General features: G+C 69.6%; 25 protein-coding genes. 9 read left to right on the top strand and 16 right to left on the bottom strand.

From position 1 onward, the window contains the following. Positions 1-151 precede the first annotated feature (151 nt). Both rpsO and ACE37J_RS20060 read right to left on the bottom strand, forming a co-directional pair. Positions 152-421 (bottom strand): 30S ribosomal protein S15, encoded by a 270-nt coding sequence (gene rpsO / locus ACE37J_RS20065; protein ID WP_409714925.1) that lies wholly within the window; start codon positions 419-421, stop codon positions 152-154. A 161-nt stretch (positions 422-582) separates the two neighbouring features. Beyond that, positions 583-1,377: an adenylate/guanylate cyclase domain-containing protein gene (locus ACE37J_RS20060; RefSeq protein ID WP_409714922.1), complete on the bottom strand. Its 795-nt coding sequence runs from the start codon at positions 1,375-1,377 to the stop codon at positions 583-585. 172 nt (positions 1,378-1,549) lie between these two features. On the opposite strand from ACE37J_RS20060, the gene ACE37J_RS20055 reads away from it, so the two are divergent. Then, positions 1,550-1,774 carry a hypothetical protein gene (locus tag ACE37J_RS20055; RefSeq protein WP_409714919.1) on the top strand — a complete coding sequence of 75 codons (225 nt, stop codon included), beginning with the start codon at positions 1,550-1,552 and terminating at the stop codon, positions 1,772-1,774. Here ACE37J_RS20055 and truB read toward each other — a convergent pair. The 7 genes from truB to ACE37J_RS20020 all read right to left on the bottom strand — a co-directional run bounded on the left by truB (position 1,749) and on the right by ACE37J_RS20020 (position 10,124). Then, complete coding sequence (gene truB, locus ACE37J_RS20050; protein WP_409714916.1) at positions 1,749-2,633, bottom strand: tRNA pseudouridine(55) synthase TruB; 885 nt, start codon at positions 2,631-2,633, stop codon at positions 1,749-1,751. The two genes, ACE37J_RS20055 and truB, sit on opposite strands and share 26 nt — an antisense overlap. Continuing rightward, a complete protein-coding gene (rbfA, locus tag ACE37J_RS20045; RefSeq protein ID WP_409714913.1) occupies positions 2,633-3,061 on the bottom strand; it encodes a 30S ribosome-binding factor RbfA in 429 nt (142 codons plus the stop codon). The genes truB and rbfA overlap by 1 nt, the downstream gene beginning before the upstream one ends. A gap of 63 nt (positions 3,062-3,124) precedes the next feature. Next, on the bottom strand, positions 3,125-6,091 hold the full coding sequence (gene infB, locus ACE37J_RS20040) for a translation initiation factor IF-2 (protein WP_409714910.1): 2,967 nt from the start codon (positions 6,089-6,091) through the stop codon (positions 3,125-3,127). Between the two features lie 85 nt (positions 6,092-6,176). Further along, on the bottom strand, positions 6,177-6,800 hold the full coding sequence (locus ACE37J_RS20035; protein WP_409714907.1) for an RNA-binding protein: 624 nt from the start codon (positions 6,798-6,800) through the stop codon (positions 6,177-6,179). Positions 6,801-6,807: 7 nt separating this feature from the next. Beyond that, on the bottom strand, positions 6,808-8,460 hold the full coding sequence (nusA, locus tag ACE37J_RS20030) for a transcription termination factor NusA (protein ID WP_409714904.1): 1,653 nt from the start codon (positions 8,458-8,460) through the stop codon (positions 6,808-6,810). Between the two features lies 1 nt (position 8,461). Continuing rightward, positions 8,462-9,091 (bottom strand): ribosome maturation factor RimP, encoded by a 630-nt coding sequence (gene rimP, locus ACE37J_RS20025; RefSeq protein ID WP_409714901.1) that lies wholly within the window; start codon positions 9,089-9,091, stop codon positions 8,462-8,464. 145 nt (positions 9,092-9,236) lie between these two features. Beyond that, on the bottom strand, positions 9,237-10,124 hold the full coding sequence (locus ACE37J_RS20020) for an RNA polymerase factor sigma-32 (RefSeq protein WP_409714898.1): 888 nt from the start codon (positions 10,122-10,124) through the stop codon (positions 9,237-9,239). A gap of 207 nt (positions 10,125-10,331) precedes the next feature. Here ACE37J_RS20020 and ACE37J_RS20015 point away from each other — a divergent pair, with 207 nt between their 5' ends. After that, complete coding sequence (locus ACE37J_RS20015; protein WP_409714895.1) at positions 10,332-11,252, top strand: glutathione S-transferase; 921 nt, start codon at positions 10,332-10,334, stop codon at positions 11,250-11,252. Between the two features lie 80 nt (positions 11,253-11,332). Continuing rightward, positions 11,333-11,527, top strand: coding sequence for a DUF2892 domain-containing protein (locus ACE37J_RS20010; protein WP_409714892.1), 195 nt, complete (start codon positions 11,333-11,335; stop codon positions 11,525-11,527). A gap of 18 nt (positions 11,528-11,545) precedes the next feature. On the opposite strand, the gene ACE37J_RS20005 is transcribed toward ACE37J_RS20010, so the two are convergent. Then, a complete protein-coding gene (locus ACE37J_RS20005; RefSeq protein WP_409714889.1) occupies positions 11,546-12,127 on the bottom strand; it encodes a rhodanese-like domain-containing protein in 582 nt (193 codons plus the stop codon). 31 nt (positions 12,128-12,158) lie between these two features. Beyond that, positions 12,159-14,855 carry an aconitate hydratase AcnA gene (gene acnA / locus ACE37J_RS20000; RefSeq protein WP_409714887.1) on the bottom strand — a complete coding sequence of 899 codons (2,697 nt, stop codon included), beginning with the start codon at positions 14,853-14,855 and terminating at the stop codon, positions 12,159-12,161. Between the two features lie 237 nt (positions 14,856-15,092). Here acnA and ccmA point away from each other — a divergent pair, with 237 nt between their 5' ends. Genes ccmA through queG form a run of 6 tightly spaced genes read left to right on the top strand, consistent with a single transcriptional unit; the run spans position 15,093 to position 20,183 of the window. Continuing rightward, the gene (ccmA, locus tag ACE37J_RS19995) at positions 15,093-15,731 is read left to right on the top strand and encodes a heme ABC exporter ATP-binding protein CcmA (protein WP_409714884.1); all 639 of its coding nucleotides are present in this window, start codon (positions 15,093-15,095) and stop codon (positions 15,729-15,731) included. Next, positions 15,728-16,381 carry a heme exporter protein CcmB gene (gene ccmB, locus ACE37J_RS19990; RefSeq protein WP_409714881.1) on the top strand — a complete coding sequence of 218 codons (654 nt, stop codon included), beginning with the start codon at positions 15,728-15,730 and terminating at the stop codon, positions 16,379-16,381. The genes ccmA and ccmB overlap by 4 nt, the downstream gene beginning before the upstream one ends. Positions 16,382-16,421: 40 nt before the next feature. Continuing rightward, entirely contained in the window at positions 16,422-17,669 is a 1,248-nt protein-coding gene (locus ACE37J_RS19985; RefSeq protein ID WP_409714878.1) for a hypothetical protein, read from the top strand. Further along, positions 17,666-18,346, top strand: coding sequence for a monofunctional biosynthetic peptidoglycan transglycosylase (gene mtgA, locus ACE37J_RS19980; protein ID WP_409714874.1), 681 nt, complete (start codon positions 17,666-17,668; stop codon positions 18,344-18,346). Before ACE37J_RS19985 ends, mtgA begins: the two co-directional genes overlap by 4 nt. A 53-nt stretch (positions 18,347-18,399) precedes the next feature. After that, positions 18,400-19,068, top strand: a complete 669-nt coding sequence (locus ACE37J_RS19975; RefSeq protein ID WP_409714871.1) for a glutathione S-transferase family protein — start codon at positions 18,400-18,402, stop codon at positions 19,066-19,068. After that, positions 19,068-20,183, top strand: coding sequence for a tRNA epoxyqueuosine(34) reductase QueG (gene queG, locus ACE37J_RS19970; protein ID WP_409714868.1), 1,116 nt, complete (start codon positions 19,068-19,070; stop codon positions 20,181-20,183). The genes ACE37J_RS19975 and queG overlap by 1 nt, the downstream gene beginning before the upstream one ends. On the opposite strand, the gene ACE37J_RS19965 is transcribed toward queG, so the two are convergent. The 5 genes from ACE37J_RS19965 to lipB form a co-directional block, all read right to left on the bottom strand. After that, positions 20,173-20,808: a LuxR C-terminal-related transcriptional regulator gene (locus ACE37J_RS19965; protein ID WP_409714865.1), complete on the bottom strand. Its 636-nt coding sequence runs from the start codon at positions 20,806-20,808 to the stop codon at positions 20,173-20,175. The two genes, queG and ACE37J_RS19965, sit on opposite strands and share 11 nt — an antisense overlap. 19 nt (positions 20,809-20,827) lie before the next feature. Continuing rightward, on the bottom strand, positions 20,828-21,382 hold the full coding sequence (locus tag ACE37J_RS19960) for a DUF2244 domain-containing protein (protein WP_409714862.1): 555 nt from the start codon (positions 21,380-21,382) through the stop codon (positions 20,828-20,830). A gap of 6 nt (positions 21,383-21,388) precedes the next feature. Next, positions 21,389-23,041, bottom strand: coding sequence for a cytochrome c oxidase subunit I (gene ctaD / locus ACE37J_RS19955; protein WP_409714859.1), 1,653 nt, complete (start codon positions 23,039-23,041; stop codon positions 21,389-21,391). 251 nt (positions 23,042-23,292) lie between these two features. Next, positions 23,293-23,712, bottom strand: a complete 420-nt coding sequence (locus ACE37J_RS19950) for a c-type cytochrome (RefSeq protein ID WP_409714856.1) — start codon at positions 23,710-23,712, stop codon at positions 23,293-23,295. Next, positions 23,709-24,392, bottom strand: a complete 684-nt coding sequence (gene lipB / locus ACE37J_RS19945) for a lipoyl(octanoyl) transferase LipB (protein ID WP_409714853.1) — start codon at positions 24,390-24,392, stop codon at positions 23,709-23,711. Before lipB ends, ACE37J_RS19950 begins: the two co-directional genes overlap by 4 nt. Between the last annotated feature and the right edge of the window lie 2 nt (positions 24,393-24,394).

The raw sequence follows: 24,394 nt of genomic DNA, 5'->3' as shown, positions 1-24,394 counted from the left end.
GTTGAGGCCTTTTCCGGGCCGGAGCTCCCTCGGATGACGCCGCGCCGCCCGGAGCCGGGGGCGGAACGGTCCCTGCAGCGGGCCGCGCAACAGGCGGCCCCTCAAAACGAAAGCGCGCCGCACAGGGCGGCGCGCCTTTTGCCTCTCCGCCTCAGCGGCGGATGCCGAGGCGCTTGATGAGGTCCTGATAGCGGGCCTCGTCCTTCGCCTTCGTGTAGTCCAGCAGTTTGCGGCGGAGGCTGACCATCTTCAGCAGGCCGCGGCGGCTGTGATTGTCCTTCTTGTTGGTCTTGAAGTGCTCGGTCAGGTTGGTGATCCGTTCGGTCAGGATCGCGACCTGCACTTCGGGCGAGCCGGTGTCGCCCTCTTTCACGGCGTATTCCTTGATGAGCGCGGACTTGCGCTCGGCAGTGATCGACATCGGATGTCTCCTTGGCGAGAGTGAAGGGCCTGGGCCCGTTTCGCCCGTTCCTCCGGCCGGAACCGGGATGTCGTCCAGTTCGGTCAGGGGAGGGGCGTCCGCTTTCGCGGCGAGCGCCTATTGACAGAGATCGCCGGAGAATTCCAGCGGAAAACGCCCCTCTAGCCCTCGGCCGCCTCGCCCGCGCGCCGGAGGCGGCGGCGATGGCGCAGAATGTGGAGCGCGAAGGGCAGCGACGGAAAGATGAACCACGGCGTCGCGATGCCGGAAAAGAAGAGATTGACCGAGAAGAAGAAGAGGATGAGGGCGGCGGAGCGCTGTACGCTGCGCGGCTGGGCGAGAATCCAGGCGCGGATCTCGTCGAGCCGCCGCCCGGTCTTCGAGAAGGCGTCCGCATCGCGGATCCGGATCGGCTCGGCCGGACGCGCCTCCGGCGCGTTCCGCCGGTCGATCCGCACGGCGTAGCTCCGCACCGGCCCGGCGAGGTGCTTCATCTCCACCTCTCCGAGCGGCTCGAAGGCGAAGGCGAGCTGCCGATGGGCGAATTCGTGGACGGCGGCCGATACGACGACGCCGCCCGGCGGGGCGAGTTCCTGAAGCCGCGCCGCGACGTTGACGCCGTCTCCGTAGAGATCGTCGCCGTCGGTCATCACGTCGCCGAGATTGACGCCGATGCGGAACCGGAGGCGGTCCGCCTCCGGAAGGCCCAGATTCTCCGTCTCCACCCGCTCCTGGATCGCGACGGCGCATCGCACCGCCTCCACCACGCTCGCGAATTCGGCGATGACGGCGTCGCCCCAGGTGTTGATGCGGCGCCCCTCATGCGCGGCGAAGAGATCCTCCATCACCGCGCGGCACTGGCGCAGCCGCTCCAGCGCGCCGTCCTCGTCCGCCGCCATATGGGCCGAGTAGCGCACGCCGTCGGCGCAGAGAATGGTCGTTAAACGGCGCTTCACGGGCCCGCTCCCGGATGTGAACGTTCTTTACATATAGGGCGCGGCACAGGCGCGGGGCAAGGGCGCGGCGGACAGGTTTACGGCACCCTAACGCCGCGCGCGCAGGGCTCAGCAGCCATTCACCATCCTGCGCTAGTTTCGCCCCGTTCGGAGAAAGGAAAAGGACGTGCCGATGAAACAGACCCGCAGCAGCCACCCCGCGCTCCGCGCCATCCTCAGAGAGGCCGCGGCCTCGGCCCGGCTCATCGGCGGGCTCGCCGAATCGCCCGTGGCGCTGTTCCCCGCCGAGCGGGAGGAGATGCGCCGGTTCCGCGACGGGCTCGCGAGCCTCGCGGCGGAGACGCGCCGCGCCCCGCGGACCGGGCCCTCTGTCAGCCGTGGCGAAAGACGCGCCTGATGCGGACCGCGCCGCCGGCTGTTTCAAGCACGGCGACCGGCGCGCCCTCATGCGCCGCCCAGAAGACGGTCGCCGGCCCCGGCGGGGCCGCCGCCGCCTCCCCCATGCGTATACGCGAGGCCGCGAGCGCGGAGACTTCGAGGTGGGGCAGGCCCGAAAGGCCGGCGGCGACGGGCAGCAGCCGCGTCTCCGATAGGCCCGGCTCCAGCTCCGCCAAGGCCGTCGCCCCTTCGAGCGTGAAGCCGCCGGACGCGACGCGCCGCAGGGCCGTCACATGCGCGCAGGTTCCGAGGCGCTCGCCGAGGTCGCGCGCCATGGCGCGGACATAGCCGCCCTTGCCGCAGACCATCTCGAACTCCGCATGGTCCTCGTCCGGCATGGCGCGGAGAGTCAGGCGGATGACGTCGATCGGCCGCGCGGCGAGCTCGGGCGCCTCGCCGCCGCGGGCGAGGTCATAGGCGCGCGCCCCCTCCACCTTGATGGCGGAAAAGGCGGGCGGGCGCTGCATGATGCGCCCGGTGAAGGCGGGCAGCGCCGCCTCGATCTCCTCGCGGGAGGGACGGCGCGGCGAAGTGGCGGAGACCGGCCCCTCCCGGTCGTCCGTCGTCGTCGCCTCGCCCCAGCGGGCGGTGAAGCGATAGGTCTTCTCGCCCTCCTGGGCATAGGGGACCGTCTTCGTCGCCTCGCCGAAGGCGATGGCGAGAAGGCCGGTCGCCAGCGGGTCAAGCGTCCCGGCATGGCCCGCCTTCTCCGCGTCGAAGGCGCGGCGGGCGCGGCCTACGACGCCGGTCGAGCCGATCCCCTCGGGCTTGTCAACGATCAGCCAGCCGTCGACGGGGCGGCCCCTGCGGCGCGCCATCAGGCGCCGTTCCGCCCCGGCTCGCCCTCATCCTCCGGCGCGATGTCTCCGGCCACCCGCGGGTCGCTGAGAAGCCGGCGCGTCTCGTCGAACTGGTCGAAGACAGAATCGAGACGGAAGCGAAGATCGGGCGCGAATTTCAGCTGGGTCTGGCGGCCGATGATCCGCCTGAGCTCCCCCTTCGCGCGGGCAAGCGCCTTCACCGTCTCCTGCCCGTTCGCACCGCCGAGCGGCATGACATAGGCGGTCGCGATCTTTAGATCGGGGGAGAGCCGGACCTCGCTCACGGTGATCGAGGCGCCGTCGAGCGCGGGTTCATGCGTCTCCCCGCGCAGGAGCGCATCGGCCAGCGCCCGGCGGATGACCTCGCCGACGCGAAGCTGGCGCTGGCTCGGCCCGCTTTCGCCCCCGCCTTCGCGTTTCGGCATCGAATCCTCCCTGACGCGAAGGCGCGGGCCTTGCCCGCGCCCTACGGCCCCGAGCGGCGACGATCAGAGCGTGCGCTCGATCGTCTCCGTCTCGAAGATCTCGATCACGTCGCCTTCGCGGATATCCTCGTAATTTTCGAAGGCCATGCCGCATTCCTGGCTCACCTGCACCTCGCGCACCTCGTCCTTGAAGCGCTTGAGGGTCTTCAGCTTGCCGGTGTGGATCACGACGTTGTCGCGCAGCAGCCGCACGCCGGCGGAGCGGCGGGCGACGCCCTCGGTGACCATGCAGCCCGCGACCTTGCCGACGCCGGTGACCTTGAAGACCTGGAGGATCTTCGCGTAGCCGATGAAGGTCTCCCGCACCTCGTCCGAGAGGAGACCGGAGGCCGCGGCCTTTATGTCGTCCACGAGGTTGTAGATGATCGAGTAGTAGCGGATCTCCACGCCCTTCTGCTGCGCTGAGGCGCGGGCCGGGGCGTTGGCGCGGACGTTGAAGCCGATGATCGGCGCGCCCGAAGCCTCCGCCAGCGTCACGTCGCTTTCCGTGATCGCCCCGACGCCGGCATGAAGGACCCTGACCTTCACCTCGTCGTTGCCGAGCTTCTCCATCGCCTGCACGATGGCCTCGGCCGAACCCTGCACATCCGCTTTCACAAGGATCGGCAGTTCCGCCACAGATTCGCTGGCCTTGGCCTGAGCCATAAGCTGGTCGAGCGTGACGCCGGAGCCGATATTGCCCGTCGCCTCCTTCGCCTTGCGCTGGCGATATGCCGCAATCTCTCTCGCTTCCGTCTCGTCCTTCACGACGTTGAGCACATCGCCCGCCTGCGGCGTCCCGGTCAGGCCGAGCACCTCGACGGGGACGGAGGGGCCCGCCTCCTTCACGCGTTCGCCCTTGTCGTCCACCAGCGCGCGGACCTTGCCCCATTGTTCGCCGACCACGAACACATCCCCGGTGCGGAGCGTGCCCTTCTGGACGAGGACGGTGGCGACCGGGCCGCGCCCGACATCGAGCTGCGCCTCGATCACCGCGCCCTCGGCCGGGCGGTCGGGGTTCGCCTTCAGGTCAAGCAGTTCGGCCTGAAGCGTGATGGCGTCCAGCAGCTTGTCGAGACCCATTCCCTTCAGCGCGGAGACCTCCACGTCCAGAACCTCGCCGGACATGGCCTCCACCACGACATTGTGCTGAAGAAGATCGGTTCGCACCTTTTGCGGGTTCGCCGCGGGGAGATCGATCTTGTTGATCGCGACGATCATGGGAACGTTGGCGGCCTTGGCGTGATTGATCGCCTCGACCGTCTGCGGCATCACCGCATCGTCCGCCGCCACGACCAGCACCACGATGTCCGTCACCTGCGCGCCGCGGGCGCGCATTGAAGTGAAGGCGGCGTGGCCCGGCGTGTCGAGGAAGGTGATCCGCTGGCCGCTGTCCGTCTCGATCTGGTAAGCGCCGATATGCTGCGTGATGCCGCCCGCCTCGCCGGAGACGACACTGGTCTTCCTAAGGGCGTCAAGCACCGACGTCTTGCCGTGATCGACATGCCCCATGACCGTGACGACCGGCGCGCGGGGCTGCTTGTTCTCGTCATCGTCGTCATCGGTGGCGATCACCGTCTCAACGTCGGATTCCGAGACGCGAATCGACTTGTGGCCGAATTCCTCGACGATGAGTTCCGCCGTGTCGGCGTCGATCGCCTGGTTCTGCGTGGCCATCACGCCCATCTGCATGAGCGACTTGATGACGGCAGCGACGCGCTCGGCCATGCGGTTGGCGAGTTCCTGAACGGTGATGATGTCCGGGATTCTGACATCCCGCACCACCTTCTCGCGCTCGCCCATATGGCCGCCGCCCTTGCGCTTGTCGCGCTCCTGGCGGCGCCGCATCGCTGCGAGGCTGCGCTGGCGGCCCTGTTCGCTGTCTCCGGTCGCCTGACTGATGGTCAGCTTGCCGGACCGGCGGCGGTCCCCGCCGTCGCGCGGGGTGCGGGCGGGTGCCGCGCGCTTCTCGTCTGCAACGCCGAGGGCGCCGCGGCGCTTTGTGACGCGTTCGGCGCCGCCTTCCGGGGGCGGGCCCGTCGGATCGGGGGCCGGGCCGGCCTCGGCGGCCTTCGCCCGCTGCGCCTGCAGCCGGGCGCGAGCCGCAGCCTCCGCCTTTTCGCGCTCGGCTTTCTCGGCCTCTTCCCGCTCGCGGCGGATGGTCTCCTCCTCCTCGCGGCGGCGGGCCTCCTCCAGCTCGGCGCGGCGCGCCTCGCGCTCCTCCTCGCGGCGGCGGGTCTCCTCGGCCTCGCGCTCGCGGCGCGCGCCCTCGTCGGCCTTCGCCGCCTGGAGGGCCTTGAGGCGGCGCTCATACTCCTCTTTCGAAAGGGACTTGAGCATCGCGGGTTTCTCGCCGCGGCCGCGCGCGGCCGCGCCGGCGCGGCGCGGCTCTTGCCCGCGCGACGGAGCGGCGGGAGCGGGCGCAGCGGGACGCGGGGCGGCGGCGGCCTGCGGCCGCGGGGCGGCGGGCTGGCTCGGGGCCGGCGCGGGGCGAGCGGGCTCGGGTTCGGGTTCGGTGGAGGGCGCCTCGGCGCGCGGCGCGGGGGCCTCTGGCGCGGGCGCCGCCTCGGGCGCGGGCTCGACGCGATCCGCCGGCGGCTCTTGCGCCGCCGCAGGGGCCGGTTCTGCCTTCGCCTCGACCTCGGCCTTCGCCTCGGCGACCTTGCTGGCGGCGTCCCGCTCGGCGGCGGCCTTCGCCTCGGCATCAGCGGCGCGGCGCGCGGCTGCCTCACGGAGCGCGGCCTGCTGGCGCGCGAGCTGCTCGGGCGGGGTTCCCGCCGGAGCGGCGGGAGGCGTCGGGGGCTTCGGCACGATGGGCTTCACCGCCACGGTCGCCGCCGGGGCGACGATCCGCTTGCGCTTCTTCTCAACGACCACCGAATTCGTCCGGCCGTGGCTGAAGCTCTGCCGGACGCGGCTCGTCTCCGTGCCGCCGCCGCGCAGGCTGATCGTCCTGCCGCCCTTGCCGTTGTCGTCGTCGTTATCGTGCATCAGACATCCATATCGTTGGGCGGGGCCTTCCCCGCCCGATTCATTCCGTTTCCGTCGAACCCGCGCGCCTCTGCCGGGACGCTCCTTAACGCGGCTGGCGTAGTCCGTCCAGCCGACGCGCCTCCCGGACCACGCGCTCGGCGGCCCCACCCTCGTCGAGAACGGCATGTACCACCGAATCGCGGCCGAAGGCCAAGCCCAACTCTGCGGCGGACAGCGCGTCCACCATCGGCGGCGAGGGCCGCCGCGCCGCTTCCGCGGCCGCTGCGGCGACGCCGGCGAGCTTGCCCCGGCCGTCCTCCGCACCATCCGACGCCGCGACAAGCGCGCCGACCGGACCCTTCTTCAGCCGCGCCCGCGCCTTCTCGAACCCCGAGACTGCGAGCCCCGCCTTCCGCGCGAGCCCGAGCGCCTCGACAACCCGCGCAAGCGCAAGCGCCTCCAGCCGGTCCGTCAGATCCTCCGGCGCCTCCACCGGCTGGCGGAAGGCGCGGGAAAACAGGCGCTTCTTCACCGCGCGGTCCACGAGCGGGCGGTCTGCCGTCAGCCAGACGCCGCGGCCCGGAAGCCGGCCGGCGAGATCCGGCGTCAGCCTTCCCTCGGGATCGAGGACGAAGCGGATCATCCGCTCTGTCCCGCCGCTCTCGCCCGTCGCGATGCAGCGCCGCTCCGGCCCGTCCCGGTCCTTCGCCGCGCCGCCCCGCGTCATGCGCCGCTCAGTTGCGCGCGAAGAGCGCGTCCGCCGCAGAGACCGGCTTCGCCGGCGCCGCGGGCTCCGGCTCCGCCTCGGGAGCGGCATCATAGACCACATCCTCGGCGTTGACGATGCCGAGCGCAACGCGCGCATTCATCACCAGATACTGCGCCTCTTCGAGGCTGACGTCGAAGGCTTCGAGCAGCCCCTCGTCCTTCACCCGCTTGCCGTCGATGGTGGACCATCCGCCGGCCAGCTCCCAGTCCGCGCATTTCGCGAACTCGTCGAGCGAGGTGATTCCCTCCTTGGCGAGGGCGAGCACCATCGGCGGGGAAAGCCCCTCGAACTCGATGAGCGCATCCTCGGCGCCGAGCGCGCGGGCCTCCTCCAGCGCCTTTGCGTTCTGCTCCTCGAGGCTTTCCCGCGCGCGGGCCTGAAGCTCCTCCGCGGTGGCCTCGTCGAAGCCGTCGATCGAGGCGAGCTCTTCGAGCTCGACAAAGGCGACCTCTTCCAGCGTCGCGAAGCCCTCGGAGACGAGGAGCTGGGCGACCATCTCGTCCACGTTCATCGCTTCCTGGAACATCGTCGTCCGCTCCGCGAACTCGGCCTGCCGGCGCTCGGATTCCTCCTGCTCCGTCATGATGTCGATGTCCCAGCCCGTGAGCTGCGAGGCAAGGCGCACGTTCTGGCCGCGGCGGCCGATGGCGAGGCTGAGCTGCTCGTCCGGCACCACGACCTCGACGCGCCCGGCGTCCTCGTCCATCACGACCTTGGAGACCTGCGCGGGCTGGAGGGCGTTGACCAGGAAGGTCGCGGCGTCCTCCGTCCATGGGATGATGTCGATCTTCTCGCCATTGAGCTCGCTCACCACCGCCTGAACGCGGGAGCCGCGCATGCCGACGCAGGCGCCGACCGGGTCAATTCCCGAATCGTAGGAGATGACGCCGATCTTGGCGCGGGAGCCCGGATCGCGCGCAACGGCCTTGATCTCGATGACGCCGTCATAGATCTCCGGCACCTCCATCTTGAAGAGCGCGGCCATGAACTCCGGCGCGGTGCGGGAGAGCATGATCTGCGGCCCGCGCGCATCCTCCTTCACCTCGCGGATGAAGGAGCGAACGCGGTCCCCCACGCGGAAGGCTTCCCGCGCGATGAGCTGGTCGCGGCGGATGATGCCCTCGCCGCGGCCGAGATCGACGATGACGTTGCCGTATTCGATCCGGCGGACGACGCCGTTGATGATCTCGCCCACCCGGTCCTTGAACTCGTTGTAGGTGCGCTCACGCTCCGCATCCCGCACCTTCTGGACAATGACCTGCTTCGCCGTCATCGCGGCGACGCGACCGAAGTCCATCGCCGGCAGCGGGTCGGTGATGATCGAGCCGACCTCGGCCTCCGGGTTCTTGGCCTGCGCATCCTCGAGGCTGATCTCGATCGCTGGATTCTCGACTTCCTCGACGACCTCTCGCGCGCGGAACATCGTCATCTCGCCGGTCTTGCGGTCGATATGCGCGCGGATGTCGAGTTCGGCGCCGTAACGGGAACGGGCGGCCTTGCCGAGGCTGTCCTCCATCGCCTCGATGACGAGGTCGGGGTCGATCAGCTTCTCTCGCGCGACCGCATCCGCGATCTGGAGAAGTTCAAGCCGGTTGGCGCTGACGGCGCTGTTGGTCATTTCAGGCGTCCTCTCGCTCGCCGCGCCCGTCCCTGCGGGCGGCGGCCTCGTCCTCTTCCTCGTCCGTGTCCTCTTGCACCGCGTCGAAGCCCTCGGGGAGCTCGCCCGGGTCGAATCCCTGCGCCTTGCGCGCCTTCAGGCTCTCCGCGATCAGCTCGTCTGTCAGGACGAGCCGCGCATCCGAAAGCCAGTCGAACTGCAGGCCGATCACCTTGTCCGGCTCGATCTCGATCAGGATCTCGCCATCCTCGACGCCGCGCAGCTCGCCCTTGAAGCGCTTGCGCCCGTCGATCAGCGCCTCGGTCTCGAGCCGCGCCGTCCAGCCCGCCCAGCGCTCGAAATCCTCGGGCCGCGTCAGCGGCCGGTCGATCCCGGGGGAGGACACTTCGAGCGTATACTCGCCTTCGATCGGGTCCTCTACATCCAGCACGGCGGAAAGGCGGCGCGAGAGCTGGGCGCAGTCTTCCACCTCCATGCCGCCGTCCGGCCTCTCCGCCATGATCTGGAGCGTCGCGCTCCGCCCGCTCATCAGCCGCACCCGCACGAGGCGGAATCCCATCGATTCCACGCTCGGCGTGATGATGTCGGCGATGCGCCGGTCCATCGGCGCCTTGGCGAGCATGTCGGCCAAAGAGGGACTCCTGAAAACGAAAAGCGGGCCTCGCGGCCCGCTCCGTATCCGGTTCGGCCCCCGCCCCTAAGAACGAGGACGCCGCTATCTGGAAGTCCATATACGCCCCGGGCGTGCGGGGCGCAAGGTCAGAGACAGAGCTGGTTCAGATCGCCCCCGCCAGCATCGCCGGCCCCTCGCCGTGCTTCGTCTCGAGCCGCGAGCGCATCTTGCGGAGCGCCTGCGCCTCCAGCTGGCGCACCCGTTCCTTGGAAAGACCGAGTTCGGAGCCGAGGCTCTCCAGCGTGTCGGGCTCGTCCGCCAGCTTGCGGCGGCGGATGATCATCCGCTCCCGGTCGGTCAGCGCGTCGAATGCGTCCACGATCCACTCGCGGGCCGCGGAGAGATCCGACGTGCGCGCGACCGTCTCCGCTCCGAGCGGCTCCTGATCCTCGAGCGCCTCGATCCACTCGCGGCCGTCCTCGGTCGCCTGCGTGGCGTTCAGCGAGAAGTCGGAGCCGGAGAGCCTCGCCTCCATCATTTCCACGTCGCGAAGCGGCACGCCGACTTCTTCCGCAATCTCGACGCGCATCTCATGCGCCATGCGCCCGTCCGTCGCCGGCCCGCGCTCCCGCTCGATCTTCGAGCGCACGCGGCGGAGGTTGAAGAACAGAGCCTTCTGCGAGGAGGTGGAGCCGGTGCGGACCATCGACCAGTCGCGCATCACATAGTCCTGGATCGAGGCCTTGATCCACCAGGAGGCGTAGGTGGAGAAGCGGACGCCGCGATCCGGGTCAAACTTCTCCGCCGCCTTCAGGAGGCCGACGCCCGCCTCCTGGATCAGGTCGGCCATGGGCGCGCCGTAACGGCGGTATTTCGAGGCCATGGAGATGGCGAGGCGCATGTAGGCGTTGATCAGCCGGTGCAGAGAGCGCTCGCAGCGTTCGTCACGCCAGGCGAGCGCCAGGTTGCGCTCGGTCTCCGCATCCAGAAGTTCGGCCTTCATCGCGTTTCGCGTGAAGGCGGCGTCGGTCTGCATGTCCTGCTTCGCCATCGCTTCGTCTCCCTGACCGATCTTCGTCGTTGTCGCTCGGATTACGCAGAGGGCGGCCGAACGGATCACCCTTCCGGCACGCGGGATCGCCTTTTCCGCGAATTCTTGCGCGGGTGCGCGCCTTCGCCGCAGGCGATGGGGCCGATCACGAAACCGAATTCGCCTTCTGGCCGCGCGCCGCCTATCCTGCGCCGGAAGGAGAAAGCCATGACCTACCGCCTTTTTGTGATGGACCGCGCCTATTCCAGCTGGTCGCTGCGCGGCTGGATGATGTTCGAGCCGTTCGGCCTTTCCTGCGCCGTCACGCAGGCGAACTGGCCGAGCCCGGAATGGGAGGCGCTGCTCGCCCGCGTCGCCCCGGCGCGGACGGTGCCGGCGCTGGAGATCGGGGAGGGGCCGGAAACGTTCCATGTCTGGGACAGCCTCGCCATTGCGGAAACGCTGGCGGAGCGGCATCCCGAGGCGGGGCACTGGCCGGCGGAGCCTGCCGCACGGGCCGCGGCGCGGGCGCTGGCGGCGGAGATGCATTCCGGCTTCTCCGCGCTCCGCTCCGCCTGCCCGATGAACCTCAAGGCCGTCTATTCCAGCTACGAGCCGAGCGAGGCGGTGCTGGCGGATGTCGCGCGAATCCGCGCGCTCTGGGCCTGGGCGCGGGGGCGGTTCGGCGGCGCGGGGCCGTTTCTCTTCGGCGAGCGATTCACGGCGGCGGACGCGTTCTATCTCCCCGTCGCCTCCCGCTTCGCCTCCTTCGGCCTGCCGCGCGGGCCGGAGGATGACGCCTATATCGAGGCGCTGCACCGCGTCCCCGCCTTCCGCCGCTGGCGCGCGATGGCGGTCGTCAACCCGCATGTGGTGGAGGAGGATGTGGCGGACCTGCCCGTCACCGGCGCCTTCGGGCCCGGCGAGGCGCCGCTGCCGGCGCGGGCGGTGGAAGGCTCGGCGCCGGTGAACGAGGCCTGCCCCTATTCCGGCAAGCCCGTCTCGCCCGATTCGCTGGCGAAGATCGACGGCGTGGTGATCGGGTATTGTAACCGGTTCTGCCGCGACAAGTCGGTCGCGGACGCGCTGGCCTGGCCGGCGACGGCCGCGATCCTCGCGGCTGAAGGGCGCGGGCGGCCTGCCGCCTGATCGGGCTTGCGTGACCTTGTCACCGACGCGGGCGCGAAGAGGGGCGAAAAGAGGGCGGCTCAGACAGAAGGAGAGCAGCCATGAAATTCGAAACCAATCTCGGCTCGGCCGACCGCATGCTCCGCCTTGTGCTCGGCGCGGCGCTCATCGCCCTCGCTGTGACGGGCGTCTTCGCGCCCTGGGGCTATGTCGGCGCGATCTTCGTCGCCACCGCCTTCGTGAAGTTCTGCCCGCTCTACGCGATCGTCGGGCTCAAGACCTGCAAGGAATGCTGAGCGCCTTCTTCGCCCGCCTCACTCGACGGCGGGCGACCAGGCCTGCGCCTCGTTCAGCTTGTAGCCCCAGGGCAGACCGGCGTTGCGCCAGCCGTTGAGGCTGCGCGCGCCGGTCTTCTCGTCGGCGTCGCCCTCGAAGCCTTCCACGAGGTTCCAGACATTCGTGTAGCCGGCGGCGGCCAGAAGCTCGACGCCGCGGGCGGAGCGGGAGCCGGATCGGCAGATGAGGAACACCGGGTCGCCCTTGCCCTTCCCCTCCCGCGCCATCAGCGCGTCGACTTCGGCGACAAAGCGCGCGTTCGGCTCCATCCTGTAGGCGCCGGCCTTCGGGTTGAAGGCGCGGCTCGCCACGGCGAGCGGCACGTTCGCGTCCATCGGCCCGGCGTGGCCGACGAACGAGACCTCCACAGGGTCCCGCACGTCGATGAAGACGATGGAGGGGTCGGCCGCCAGCGCGGCGTGCGCGTCCCGGGGCAGGAGATAGAGGCCGAGCGGGGTCGCCTGGCTCTTCGCCAGCGATGCGATGTCCACCGAAGAGACGATCCCGCCGGCCACGGCCGGGCCGGCGAGGAGAAAAGCGACAGCGAGCGCGCGGATCACGAGAGTTCCTCCTGAAGGCGCGCCCGCCGGATCAGGCCGCCGATTTGGCGAGATTGCGGAGCACGTAATGGAGCACCCCGCCATTCTCGATATATTCGATCTCCACCTCGGTATCGATGCGGCACTTGACCATGATGGTCTTCACGCTCCCGTCGCCATAGGCGATGGTCGCCGGGACCTCGGAGAGCGGCTTCAGGTCGCCCGAAAGGCCGGAGATGGAGACCGTCTCGTCGCCCTTCAGCCCGAGCGAGGCGCGCGTATCGCCGCCGGTGAACTCGAACGGTATCACCCCCATGCCGACGAGGTTGGAGCGGTGGATTCGCTCGAAGCTCTCCGCGATCACGGCCTTCACGCCGAGGAGCGCGGTGCCCTTCGCCGCCCAGTCCCGCGAGGAGCCGGCGCCGTATTCCTTGCCGCCGAAGATCACGAGCGGCGTCCCGCTCTCCGCATGGGCCATCGCGGCGTCGTAGATTGAGGTCTGCTTGCCGTCCGGCCCGAGCGTGTAGCCGCCCTCCACCCCGTCCAGCATCTCGTTCTTGATGCGGATGTTGGCGAAGGTGCCACGCATCATCACCTCGTGGTTGCCGCGGCGGGAGCCGTAGGAGTTGAACTCACGCACCGGAACCTGACGCTCCACAAGGTAGCGGCCGGCCGGCGTCGTGTCCTTGAAGGAGCCCGCCGGGGAGATGTGGTCCGTCGTCACCATGTCGCCGAGGATCGCCAGCACCTTCGCGCCGGAAATGTCGGAGATCACGCCCTTCTCCGGACCCATGCCGCGGAAATAGGGCGGGTTCTGGACATAGGTGGAGGTCGCCGGCCAGTCATAGGTCAGGCTGTCGGTCGTGTCGACGCCCTGCCATTTCTCGTCGCCTTTGAAGACCTCGGCGTATTTCCGCATGAAGGCGTCGCGCGTCACGGTGCGCTCCACCAGCTCCGCGATCTCCTTCTGCGTCGGCCATACGTCCTTGAGGTAGACGGGCTGGCCGTTCGAGCCCGTGCCGAGCGGCTCTGTCGTGATGTCGATGTTCATGTCGCCGGCCAGCGCATAGGCGACGACGAGCGGCGGCGAGGCGAGGTAGTTCGCCCGGACGTCCGGGCTGATCCGCCCCTCGAAGTTGCGGTTGCCGGAGAGGACGGCGGCGGCCACGAGGTCTCCCTCGTTGATCGCGGCGGAAATCTCCGGCTGGAGCGGGCCGGAATTGCCGATGCAGGTCGTGCAGCCATAGCCGACGAGGTTGAACCCGACCGCGTCGAGATCCTCCTGGAGCCCCGCCGCCTCCAGATAGTCGCTCACCACCTGGGAGCCGGGCGCGAGCGAGGTCTTGACCCAGGGCTTCCGGTTCAGGCCGAGCGCGCGGGCCTTCCGGGCCACGAGGCCGGCGCCGATCATCACATAGGGGTTGGAGGTGTTGGTGCAGGAGGTGATCGAGGCGATCACGACCTTGCCGGAGGACATCGTGTAGCTTTCGCCCTTCACCGGAATCTCGACGCCCATCGGGCGCTTGAAGCTCGCCTCCATCTCCTTCGCGAAGCTGGCCTTCGCCTCGGTCAGCTTCAGGAAGTCCTGCGGGCGCTTCGGGCCGGAGATCGCGGGCACGATCTCCCCCATGTCGAGCTCCAGCGTGTCGGTGTAGACGGGCGCATAATCCGGCCCGCGCCACATGCCGTTCGCCTTGGCGTAGGCCTCGACGAGGGCGATGCGGCTCTCCTCCCGGCCGGAGACGCGGAGATAGCGGAGCGTCTCCTCATCAACGGGGAAGAAGCCGCAGGTCGCGCCGTATTCCGGCGCCATGTTGGCGATGGTCGCCCGGTCTGCGAGCGGCAGGTTGTCGAGCCCCGGCCCGTAGAATTCGACGAACTTGCCGACGACGCCCTTCTTGCGGAGCATCTGCACGACCTTGAGGACGAGGTCGGTCGCCGTCGTGCCCTCCTTCATCTCGCCGGAGAGGCGGAAGCCGACGACTTCGGGGATGAGCATTGAGACGGGCTGGCCGAGCATCGCCGCCTCCGCCTCGATCCCGCCGACGCCCCAGCCGAGCACGGCGAGGCCGTTGACCATCGTCGTGTGGCTGTCCGTGCCCACCAGCGTGTCGGGATAGGCGACCATCTTCCCGTCCTGGTCCTTGTCGGTCCAGACGGCCTGGGCGAGGTATTCGAGATTGACCTGGTGGCAAATGCCCGTTCCCGGCGGGACAACGCGGAAATTGTCGAACGCGGTCTGGCCCCATTTCAGGAAGACATAGCGCTCCATGTTGCGCTCGTATTCCCGGTCCACGTTCATCTGGAAGGCGCGCGGGTTGCCGAACTCGTCGATCATCACGCTGTGGTCGATCACGAGGTCGACCGGGTTGAGCGGGTTGATCTTCTTCGGGTCGCCGCCGAGCGCCACGATCCCGTCCCGCATCGCGGCAAGGTCCACAACGGCGGGGACGCCCGTGAAGTCCTGCATCAGCACGCGGGCGGGGCGATAGGCGATCTCCCGCGGGTTGTTCCCGCCGAGCTTCGCCCATTCGGAAAAGGCCCTGATGTCCTCCACCGAAACGGTGCGGCCGCCATCCTCGAAACGGAGCATGTTCTCCAGCACGACCTTCAGCGCGGCGGGCAGCTTCGAGAAGTCGCCGAGCCCGGCCTCCTCGGCCGCCGGGATCGAGTAATAGGCGACGGTCGCGCCCCCGGCGGACAATTCCCGCCTTGTTTTCGCGGTGTCCTTGCCGACGATGACGGTCATGCTGGCCTCCTGGCTTCGGGCTTGGCTTCGGCTTGTCGGGGCGGCCCCCTTGGTCCGCCGCTGTTCTTGCTTGCGACATTTCATCACCGAAGATGACGAGTCGCGCAACAAGGCTGCGTGACGGGATGCACGGCCCCTTGTGATGTATGCAACGGGATACAATAAGGTCGCGGCGCCGTCAATTGGCGGCGGCGCCGCGAGCCGCTATAGCGGTCTGCGACGGAGGACGGGGGGCGCATGGCGCTGGTCGCGGAAGGCGTGAAGGTGGAGCGGGGCGGGCGGCTCGCGCTCGCGGCGCCGGATTTCCGCGTCGCACCCGGCGAGGCGGCGGTCGTGACGGGGCCGAACGGCGCCGGAAAGTCCACGCTCCTTCGCGCCGTCGCCGGGCTCGTTCCGCTCTCCGCGGGGCGCGTAATCCTCGAAGGCGCGGAGGCGCCGGCGGATGAGGCGGCCTATGCCGGCCATCTCGACGCGGTGAAGCCCGCGCTTTCCACACGGGCCAATCTCGCCGGCTGGGCCGCGATCTATGGCGGCGGCGGCGTTGAGGATGCGCTGGAGCGGTTCGGGCTCGCGGAGGCGGCGGAGGAGCCGGCGGGCTGGCTCTCCGCCGGCCGGAAGCGCCGGCTCGGCCTCGCGCGGCTCATGGTGACGAAGCGGCGGCTCTGGCTGCTCGATGAGCCGACCGTCTCGCTAGACGTGGGTTCCGTCGCGATCTTCGCCGAACTCGTGGCCGAGCATTGCGCGGCGGGCGGGATCGCGCTTGCCGCGACGCATGTCGCGCTCGGCCTGCCTCCCGGCCCGGAAATCCGCATCGAGCCGCCCCGCGCCGCGGCCGCCGCGGCGGCGGACCCGTTCCTCTCCGGGACCTGGACGTGAAAGCGCTCCTCCTCCGCGACCTCGCGCTCGCCTTCCGGCTCGGCGGCGGCGGGCTTATGGCGCTCGGCTTCTTCGCCATCGCGGGCTTCCTCATCCCGATCGGGATCGGCGGGACGGAGGCTTTGGGTCGCGTCGCGGGCGGGGTGATCTGGGTCTCCGCCCTCCTCGCCTGCCTCCTCTCGCTCGACCGGCTCTTCCAGGCGGATTTCGAGGACGGGTCGCTCGACCTCATCCTCCTCGCCCCGCCGCCGCTGGAGCTTTCCGTGCTGGCGAAGGCGGCGGCGCACTGGCTGACGACGGGGGCGCCGCTCGTCGCGCTCTCCCCCCTCCTCGCGCTGACGCTGGACCTGGCGCCCGCGGCCTGGCCGTCGCTGATCCTCTCGCTCCTCATCGGCACGCCTGCGCTCTCCCTCGTCGGGGCGGCGGGGGCGGCGCTGACGGTGGGGGTGCGGCGCGGGGGGCTTCTTCTCTCGCTCCTCGTCCTGCCGCTCTACCTGCCGACGATGATCCTCGGCGCACGGGCGGTGGAGCGGGCGGGGACGGGGCTCGACCCCTGGCCCGCGCTGGCGCTATCTGGCGCAGTGACGCTGGTCGCCCTCGCCGCCTCGCCCTTCGCCGCGGCCGCGGCGCTTCGCGTCAACCTCCGGTGAGCATGGACGGGGCGACGGCGCTCCACTACCTTCCCGCGCCATGAGCCTGGACGTCGGAGAGACCGCGCCCTTCGAAGGCGCCGAGGCGGCGCGGCGCGTCAGGCGCCGTCGCGTGCTCTATTTCCACGGATTCGACCCGGCGCCGACGGAGCGCTATCGCCGCCTCATCGCCCGCGCGGGCGCAGAGCGGGGCGGGACGCCCCCGGCGATGAGCGCGGTCGGCCCGCTCTCCCCCGTCTCCGAAGGCTGGCGCATCACCGCGCGGGGGGGCGCGGGGCCATTGGAGACGCCGGTCGAAACGGTTTTCGAGATCCTGCGCTACGAGGATGTGGTGAGGCAGTGGCGCGCGCGGCCTCTCCTCGCGCGGCTCGGTTCGGGCGCCGCGGCGCTCGCGCGCTTCGCGGCGACGGGAGGGCTGCGGCGCGTCTTCTCCTTTTCGAAAGGGCCGGCGGGGCTCCTCTTCTACCCTGTCGTCATCCTTTCCGCCTTCCTCGTCGCAGGCGCGGCGGCGGGGGGCGCGCTCGGCGACCTGGCGGGGCTTGGCTGGGGCGATGCGGGCGCGGCGCTCGGCGCGCTTCTCGGGCTCTGGGCCTCCGTCCGGGCGGAGCGGGCGCTTTTTTCGCATCTGATGCTCGGGCTTTTCGAGTTCCTCTTCCGCCTCGCGGCGGACCGCCCGCCCTCCGGCCGTATGGAGATGCGCGAGGCGGAGTTCGCGGCCCGCATCGCGGAGAGCATCGCCGCCGCGGAGGCGGACGGGGTGGACGAGATCCTGATTGTCGGCCATTCGCTCGGCGCCGTCATCGCGATCCGCGCGCTCGCCGCGGCGATGCGGATCGACGTGGACCTGAGCGGCGGGCGCGCGCGCCTCTCGCTCCTCACACTCGGCTCGGTCGGCGGCTATGTCTCGGCGGCGGGCGGGCCGGGGGCGGAGGCCTATGGCGAAGACATGATCCTTGTCGCCTCGGACCCGGACATCTTCTGGCTCGACGTCTCCTCGAAGCGGGACTGGTTCTCCTTCGGCCTCGTCGACCCGCTCCTGATGCTGGAGGCGGCGCCGGCCGCGGCGCGCTCGCCCAAGGTGATCTCCGCGAAGTTCGGCCCCGCGCGGCCCGACCCGGAGGACCGGCGAACGCGGTTCCGCGCAATGAGCCTCCACATGAAATACCTCGCGGCGCCGGACCGGCAGGGCGCGTTCGACTTTCTCGCCGCCGCCGCCGGGGGCGAGACGCTGGAGGCGCGGTTCCGCGACCGGCGGGATTCGCCGCAGGCGCGGCTCCGCCTCCTGTGAGGCGGCGGCTCCGCGCCCTTCTGCGGCGGGCGATCAAGTATTCCCTGATCTTCGCCGCCTGCCTCTGTCTCTGGGTTGTCGCCTATCGCTGGATCAACCCGCCCGTCACCGTCCTGATCGTGAGCGAATGGGTCCGTCTCGGCGACGTGGAGCGGGAGTGGCGGCGGCTGGAGGACATCTCCCCCCATCTCGCCCGCGCCGCAATGGGGGCGGAGGATGCGCGCTTCTGCGAGCATATCGGCTTCGACTTCGTCGAGATCAGGAAGGCGATGGCGGAGGAGGATCGCCGCCGCGGCGCCTCCACCATTTCGCAGCAGGTGGCGAAGAACGTATTCCTGTGGCCGGATTCGAGCTGGCTGCGAAAGGGGCTGGAGGCCGGCTTCACCGTGCTGATCGAGCTTTCCTGGCCCAAGGCGCGTATCATGGAAGTCTATCTCAACGTCGCGGAGATGGGAGAGGGCGTGTTCGGGGCCGAGGCGGCTTCCCGCCACTGGTTCGGCAAGCCCGCCGCCGACCTATCGCTCGCCGAAGCCTCCCGCATCGCCGCCATCCTCCCTAATCCGAAGGCGCGGAGCGCCTCCCGCCCCTCCTCCTTCGTCGCGGGCCGCGCCCGCGCCGCGGCCTCCGGGGCGGAGACGCTGCGCGCGGACGGGCGGGCGGACTGCGTCGCCCTTTAGTTGCAATCCGCCCCGGCGCGGGGCAATCAGGCTGAAATCCCCGGAGTTCCGCGATGCGCCGCCTTTTCCACCTGCCCCTCTCGCCGTTCTGCCGCAAGGTGCGCCTCGTGCTCGGCGAGAAGCGGCTTGACGTGGAGCTGGTGGAGGAGCGTCCGTGGGACCGGCGGATCGACTTCCTCCGCCTCAACCCGGCCGCCGCAGTGCCGGTCTATGTGAGCGCGGAGGGCGCCGTTATCTCCGACTCCAACGCCATCTGCGAATATCTGGAGGAGACGGGGCCGGAGCCGCGGCTCCTCCCCTCCGACCCGATCGACCGGGCGGAGGCGCGGCGGCTCGTCGCCTGGTTCGACGACAAGTTCCACCGCGAGGTCACCGTCAACCTCGTCTATGAGCGGGTGAACAAGCGGCTGAAGAAGGAGGGTTATCCGGAAAGCGCCTTCGTCAAGGCCGGGGCGAAGAACGTGAAGCATCACCTCGAATATATCGGCTGGCTGATCGAAGGGCGGAAATGGCTGGCTGGGGATCATCTCTCCCTCGCCGATTTCGCGGCCGCGGCGCATCTCTCCTGCCTAGATTATTGCGGCGACTGCCCCTGGGACATCTCGCCCCCGGCGAAGGACTGGTATGCGCGGGTGAAGTCCCGCCCCTGCTTCCGCCCGCTTTTGGCGGACCACATGCCCGGCTTCCCGCCGAAGCCGCATTACGCCGATCTCGACTTCTGATGCGCGCGGGGCTCCGCGAGGAGCTTGAACGGGAGGCGCGCGCCGCCGGCTTCTCCGCATTCGGAGTCACGGCGCCCGGCGCGATGGCGGCGGAGACGGCGCCGGCCCTCGCCCGCTTCCTCGAAGCGGGGATGCATGGCGAGATGGGCTGGATGGCGGAGCGGAGCGCCTGGCGGGGCGACCCGCGGGCGCTCTGGCCCGAGGCGCGCTCCGTCATCATGCTCGGCGAGAATTACGGGCCGGAGGCAGACCCGATGGCGCTCCTCGCGGCGCGGGAGCGGGGCGTCATCTCGGTCTATGCGCAGGGGAAGGACTACCACGACCTCGTGAAGAAGCGGCTGAAGCGCGTCGGGCGCCGGCTCGTCGCCCTCACGGGCGCGGAGATCAAGGTTTTCGTCGATACCGCGCCGGTGATGGAGAAGCCGCTGGCGGAGGCGGCGGGGCTCGGCTGGCGCGGCAAGCACACCAATCTCGTGAGCCGGGACTTCGGCTCCTGGCTCTTCCTCGGCGCGATCTTCACGACGGCGGAAATCGCGCCCGACGTTCGGCATGGCGAGCATTGCGGAACCTGTCGCCGCTGCCTCGACATCTGCCCGACCGCGGCCTTCCCCGAGCCCTTCCGGCTCGACGCGCGGCGCTGCGTCTCCTACCTCACCATCGAGATGAAGGGGCCGATCCCCCGTGCCATGCGGCCGCTCATAGGCAACCGGATCTATGGCTGCGACGATTGCCTCGCCGTCTGCCCCTGGAACCGCTTCGCCGAACGGGCGGCGGAAATCGGCTACCATGCGAGGGAGGGGATGCAGGGCCCGCTTCTGGAGGAACTCTCCGCGCTCGACGAGGCGGGGTTCCGCGCGCGCTTCGCCGGGTCGCCGGTGAAGCGGATCGGGCGGGCGCGGCTCCTGCGCAACGTGCTCGTCGCCATCGGCAATTCCGGGTCCCCTGCCCTCGCCCCGGCGGCGGAGGCGCGGCTTTCGGACGAGGTCCCGCTCGTCCGCGGCGCGGCGGTCTGGGCGCTGTCACGCCTCCTGCCACGCTCCGCGCTCGCCGGGCTGCGCCGGCCCGATTCGGACCGGGAGGTGGAGGCGGAATGGGAGGCGGCGCTCAGCGGTTGAGCCAGAGCGCGACGGCGTTGGCGCGGTTCCGGACGTTCAGCTTCTCGAAGAGATTGCGGAGGTGGAACTTGACCGTGTTGACGGAGACGCCGAGCGCCGCCGCCAGCTCCCCGTTCGTCGCGCCGCCGGCGAGCGCGTCGAGAATCTCCCGCTCCCGCTTCGTGAGCGCCTCCGAAGGCCCCTGCCGGCGCTGGATCGCAGGAAAGTCCCGCCCGCCGGCGGCGACGGCCGCGATGGCCTGCAGGAGCCGCCCTGGCGGCTCGGTCTTCCGGACGAGGCCCGCCGCGCCCTCCCGGATCGCGGCGCGGAGAGTCATGTCGGAGAGCGAGCCGGTATAGATCAGCACGCGCGGCGGATTCGCCATCTGGGAGATCCGGCGAAGAAGCGCGAGGCCGCCGCCGCCCGGCATGTCCCAGCCCGAAACCGCGACGTCGATCGGCGCGGCGACGCCGCGCGCGGCGTAGTCCGAAAGGAACGTCTCCGCATCCGCCGCGACCATCGCCAGCTCGAAGCGTCCGTCCTCACGCATGATCGCGGCGAGGCCGCGGTGTATCACCGGGCAGCGGTCGATCACGGCGACCGTCGTCGCCGGGCGGCGCGCATGGGCCTGCGCCGTGAAGCTCATCGGCGTCGCGGGCGCCCGCTCAGGGCGCCCGCCGCAGCGAGGCGATCCGCGTCCGGAGCTCGTCCGCCAGCGCCTCCCGCTCCTCCGGCGTCAGGAAGGCGCCAAGCTCGATCCGCCGCCCGGCGCCGCTGAGCGTGAGATAGCGGCTGATTTCCCGCGTGTCGGAGAGCGTGATGTCCACCCAGTAGGGATTGGCGGCCCAGCGCAGGACCTTGCCCCGCGGCTCCCGCCGCTCCACCGCGATCGCGTCCGGCCAGAGCCGCAGTTCCTCCGTCAGCCGGCCGGAACGGTAGGATAGGCGCATGAAACCCCAGAGTGCGAGCAGCGCCGCGCCTGCATAGGGGGCGAGCGCAGGCGCCGCCGGCGTGCCGGCGAGAGCGAGGATCGGCAGCGCCATCGCCGCGGCGGAAAGCCCCATCAGCCAGCGGAACCCCTCGGGCTTCAGCGAGCGGTGCGGCCAGAGTGTGACGGACCAGAGAGGCGCGTCGGTCCGTCGAAACGGATCGGCCCCGGAAGAGAATGCGGCCGGGGAGGGTTCCCCGGCCGCGCTTTCGTTTTCATAAGGGTCGGTCATGGCCGGTCAGTGATGCGGCTTGTCCCACATTTCCCGCGTCGGGAGCGTCTCGAACGTGTGCTCCGGCGGCGGGTTGGAGAGGGTCCATTCCAGCGTCTCGGCGTGCGGGCCCCAGTAGGCGGGCTCGGTGACCTTCTCGCCACGCGTCAGGGTGTACCAGACGATCCAGAGGAAGAAGAGCAACGAGGCGCCGGAGAGGAACGCCCCCCAGCTGGAGACGTAATTCCAGAGCGCGAACTGCTCCGGATAGTCGATATAGCGCCGGGGCATGCCCTGCCGCCCGAGGAAGTGCTGCGGGAAGAAGGTGATGTTGGTTCCGATAAAGGTCAGCCAGAAATGGAGCTTGCCCGCCCATTCCGGATACTGCCGGCCTGACATCTTGCCGAACCAGTAGTAGATGCCGGCGAAGATGCCGAACACGGCGCCGAGGCTCATCACGTAGTGGAAGTGCGCCACGACGTAATAGGTGTCGTGATAGGCCCGGTCCACCGCCGCCTGGGAGAGGATGATCCCGGTCACGCCGCCGACGGTGAAGAGGAAGAGGAAGCCGAACGCCCAGAGCATCGGCGTCTTGAACTCGATCGAACCGCCCCACATCGTCGCGATCCACGAGAAGACCTTGATGCCGGTCGGCACCGCGATCACCATCGTCGCGAGCATGAAGTAGGCCTGCGCATTGGCGCTCATGCCCACCGTGTACATGTGATGCGCCCAGACGACGAAGCCGAGCACGCCGATGCCGATCATCGCCCAGACCATGCCGAGATAGCCGAAGATCGGCTTCTTCGAGAAGGTCGCAATGACGTGGGAGATGATGCCGAAGGCCGGCACGATGATGATGTAGACTTCCGGATGCCCGAAGAACCAGAGGATGTGCTGGTAGAGCACCGGGTCGCCGCCGCCCGCCGGGTCGAAGAAGGTCGTCCCGAAGTTGCGGTCCGTCAGCAGCATGGTGATCGCGCCGGCGAGGACCGGAAGCGCGAAGAGGATCAACATGGCCGTGACCATGATAGACCAGGCGAAGAGCGGCACCTTGAAGAGCGTCATCCCCGGCGCGCGCATGTTCAGGAAGGTCGTGATCATGTTGATCGCGCCGAGGATCGAGGAGGCGCCGGAGAGATGGACCGCGAAGATCGCGAGGTCCATCGAGAAGCCCTGCTCCATGGTCGAGAGCGGAGCGTACAGCACCCAGCCCACGCCCGAGCCGAGCTGCCCGTTGCCGCCCGGCATCACGACGGAGAGGACGGCGAGCATCGCGCCGGCGAAGAACATCCAGAAGGAGAGGTTGTTCATCCGCGGGAACGCCATGTCCGGCGCGCCGATCATCAGCGGCATGAAATAGTTGCCGAAGCCGCCGAAGAGCAGCGGAATGACCACGAAGAACATCATCAGGATGCCGTGGCCGGTGATCATCACGTTCCAGAGATGCCCGTTCGGCGTGCATTCGGCGGCCGCGAAGCCCTCCATGCACATGTACTGGACGCCCGGGTCCATGAGCTCGAGCCGCATGAACATCGTGAACGCGACGGAAATGATGCCGAGCGCGGCCGCCGTGAAGATGTAGAGAATGCCGATGTCCTTGTGGTTCGTCGACATGAACCAGCGGGTGAAGAACCCGGGACGGTGATCGTGGGCGCCATGCGCCGCCGCGTCAGCCATGTGAAGTCTCCCTCGGATGCATTCCGGCCCGCCGGGGCGGAGCGGAATTCACAGTCGGCATAGCGGGAACCGCGCGCCGCCTCAACAGGGCGATACGCCGCGCGCTGCGACGGATCGTCAATCCTGAAAGTAGCAGGATCGGAGGGCTGCGTAAGCGGATGTCTTCGCCATTTCGCTGCGCGGCGCCCGCTCCTGAAATAGCGCGCGCCGCCCCGGAGGCCGGGGCGGCGCGTCGTTGCGTCTTTCTCGTATCAGTTGGTGGCGGAGAAGGTCGCCAGATAGGCGGCGATGTCCGCGCGGTCGCCCTCGTCCTTCAGCTTGAAGGCCATCTTGGAGCGGGCCTTCGAGTCGCCGAGATACTCGACGAGAAACGCCTTCGGATCCTCAAGATAGGCGATGATCTGGGCCTGGTCCCAGACCAGGCCCTTCTCGCCCGCGGCCTTGGCCGAGTCGCCGTACTTGAAGTCGGAACTCGCCGCCGCCTTGCCGACGATTCCGTAAAGGTTCGGCCCGGTCCTGCCCCCCTTCACGATGTCCTCTCCGGCGTTCGAGATCATGTGGCAGGTCTTGCAGCGCTTCGCAAAGGTGTCCTCGCCCTTGGCGGCGTCGCCGTCAGCCAGGGCGGAGGTGGCGAAAAGCGTCATCGCGGCGATGGCGGCGATGCGGATCATGGTCTTCCTCCTCGGGTCTTTCTCAGGCCTTCGCCTGCGTATACGGCGCGGAAGGACGCTTCCAGCGCCAGATCGACCTGAGACATAACAGCCGGCGCGCCGAGATCAACAAGGCTGGTGACTTCGTGATCGCGTATGCCGCAGGGCACGATGGCGCGGAAATGGTCCAGATCGGGCTCCACGTTGATCGAAAAGCCATGGAACGCGACCCAACGGCGCACCCGAACGCCGATCGCCGCGATCTTCGCCTCGACCGGCGCGCCGCCCGGCCCCGGCGGTCGCTCCGGCCGCACCACCCAGACGCCGACGCGCCCCGCCCGCCGCTCCCCCTTCACGCCGAATTCGGCGAGGGCGCGGATGATCCAGTCTTCCATCCGGCAGACATGGCCCCGCACGTCCCGCCCGCGCGCGCCGAGGTCGAGCATCACGTAGACGACGCGCTGACCCGGCCCGTGATATGTGTACTGCCCGCCCCGCCCTGTCTCGACCACGGGGAAGCGGCCGGGCTGGATCAGGTCCTCCCGCGCCGCGCTCGTCCCGGCGGTGACGACCGGCGGATGCTCCAGCAGCCAGACGCATTCCTCCGCCTCGCCGGCGCGGATCGCCGCGGCGCGCGCCTCTTGCCAGGCGAGCGCCTCGGCGTAGTCCGTCAGCCCATCCGAGATGCGCCACTCGACCATCT

Source organism: Pikeienuella sp., from assembly GCF_046290545.1.
Taxonomy (GTDB): Bacteria; Pseudomonadota; Alphaproteobacteria; order Rhodobacterales; family Rhodobacteraceae; genus Pikeienuella.
The sequence above is the reverse complement of the archived record's forward strand: the minus strand, read 5'-3'. Positions and strand labels throughout refer to the sequence as shown.

Bases quoted from the DNA above. Each gene is read 5' to 3' on its own strand.
- rpsO (WP_409714925.1), bottom strand. From the start codon at position 421: ATGTCGATCACTGCCGAGCGCAAGTCCGCGCTCATCAAGGAATACGCC.
- ACE37J_RS20055 (WP_409714919.1), top strand. From the start codon at position 1,550: ATGAAACAGACCCGCAGCAGCCACCCCGCGCTCCGCGCCATCCTCAGA.
- truB (WP_409714916.1), bottom strand. From the start codon at position 2,633: ATGGCGCGCCGCAGGGGCCGCCCCGTCGACGGCTGGCTGATCGTTGAC.
- rbfA (WP_409714913.1), bottom strand. From the start codon at position 3,061: ATGCCGAAACGCGAAGGCGGGGGCGAAAGCGGGCCGAGCCAGCGCCAG.
- infB (WP_409714910.1), bottom strand. From the start codon at position 6,091: ATGCACGATAACGACGACGACAACGGCAAGGGCGGCAGGACGATCAGC.
- ACE37J_RS20035 (WP_409714907.1), bottom strand. From the start codon at position 6,800: ATGACGCGGGGCGGCGCGGCGAAGGACCGGGACGGGCCGGAGCGGCGC.
- nusA (WP_409714904.1), bottom strand. From the start codon at position 8,460: ATGACCAACAGCGCCGTCAGCGCCAACCGGCTTGAACTTCTCCAGATC.
- ACE37J_RS20020 (WP_409714898.1), bottom strand. From the start codon at position 10,124: ATGGCGAAGCAGGACATGCAGACCGACGCCGCCTTCACGCGAAACGCG.
- ACE37J_RS20015 (WP_409714895.1), top strand. From the start codon at position 10,332: ATGACCTACCGCCTTTTTGTGATGGACCGCGCCTATTCCAGCTGGTCG.
- ACE37J_RS20010 (WP_409714892.1), top strand. From the start codon at position 11,333: ATGAAATTCGAAACCAATCTCGGCTCGGCCGACCGCATGCTCCGCCTT.
- acnA (WP_409714887.1), bottom strand. From the start codon at position 14,855: ATGACCGTCATCGTCGGCAAGGACACCGCGAAAACAAGGCGGGAATTG.
- ccmA (WP_409714884.1), top strand. From the start codon at position 15,093: ATGGCGCTGGTCGCGGAAGGCGTGAAGGTGGAGCGGGGCGGGCGGCTC.
- ACE37J_RS19985 (WP_409714878.1), top strand. From the start codon at position 16,422: ATGAGCCTGGACGTCGGAGAGACCGCGCCCTTCGAAGGCGCCGAGGCG.
- ACE37J_RS19975 (WP_409714871.1), top strand. From the start codon at position 18,400: ATGCGCCGCCTTTTCCACCTGCCCCTCTCGCCGTTCTGCCGCAAGGTG.
- queG (WP_409714868.1), top strand. From the start codon at position 19,068: ATGCGCGCGGGGCTCCGCGAGGAGCTTGAACGGGAGGCGCGCGCCGCC.
- ACE37J_RS19965 (WP_409714865.1), bottom strand. From the start codon at position 20,808: ATGAGCTTCACGGCGCAGGCCCATGCGCGCCGCCCGGCGACGACGGTC.
- ACE37J_RS19960 (WP_409714862.1), bottom strand. From the start codon at position 21,382: ATGACCGACCCTTATGAAAACGAAAGCGCGGCCGGGGAACCCTCCCCG.
- ctaD (WP_409714859.1), bottom strand. From the start codon at position 23,041: ATGGCTGACGCGGCGGCGCATGGCGCCCACGATCACCGTCCCGGGTTC.
- ACE37J_RS19950 (WP_409714856.1), bottom strand. From the start codon at position 23,712: ATGATCCGCATCGCCGCCATCGCCGCGATGACGCTTTTCGCCACCTCC.
- lipB (WP_409714853.1), bottom strand. From the start codon at position 24,392: ATGGTCGAGTGGCGCATCTCGGATGGGCTGACGGACTACGCCGAGGCG.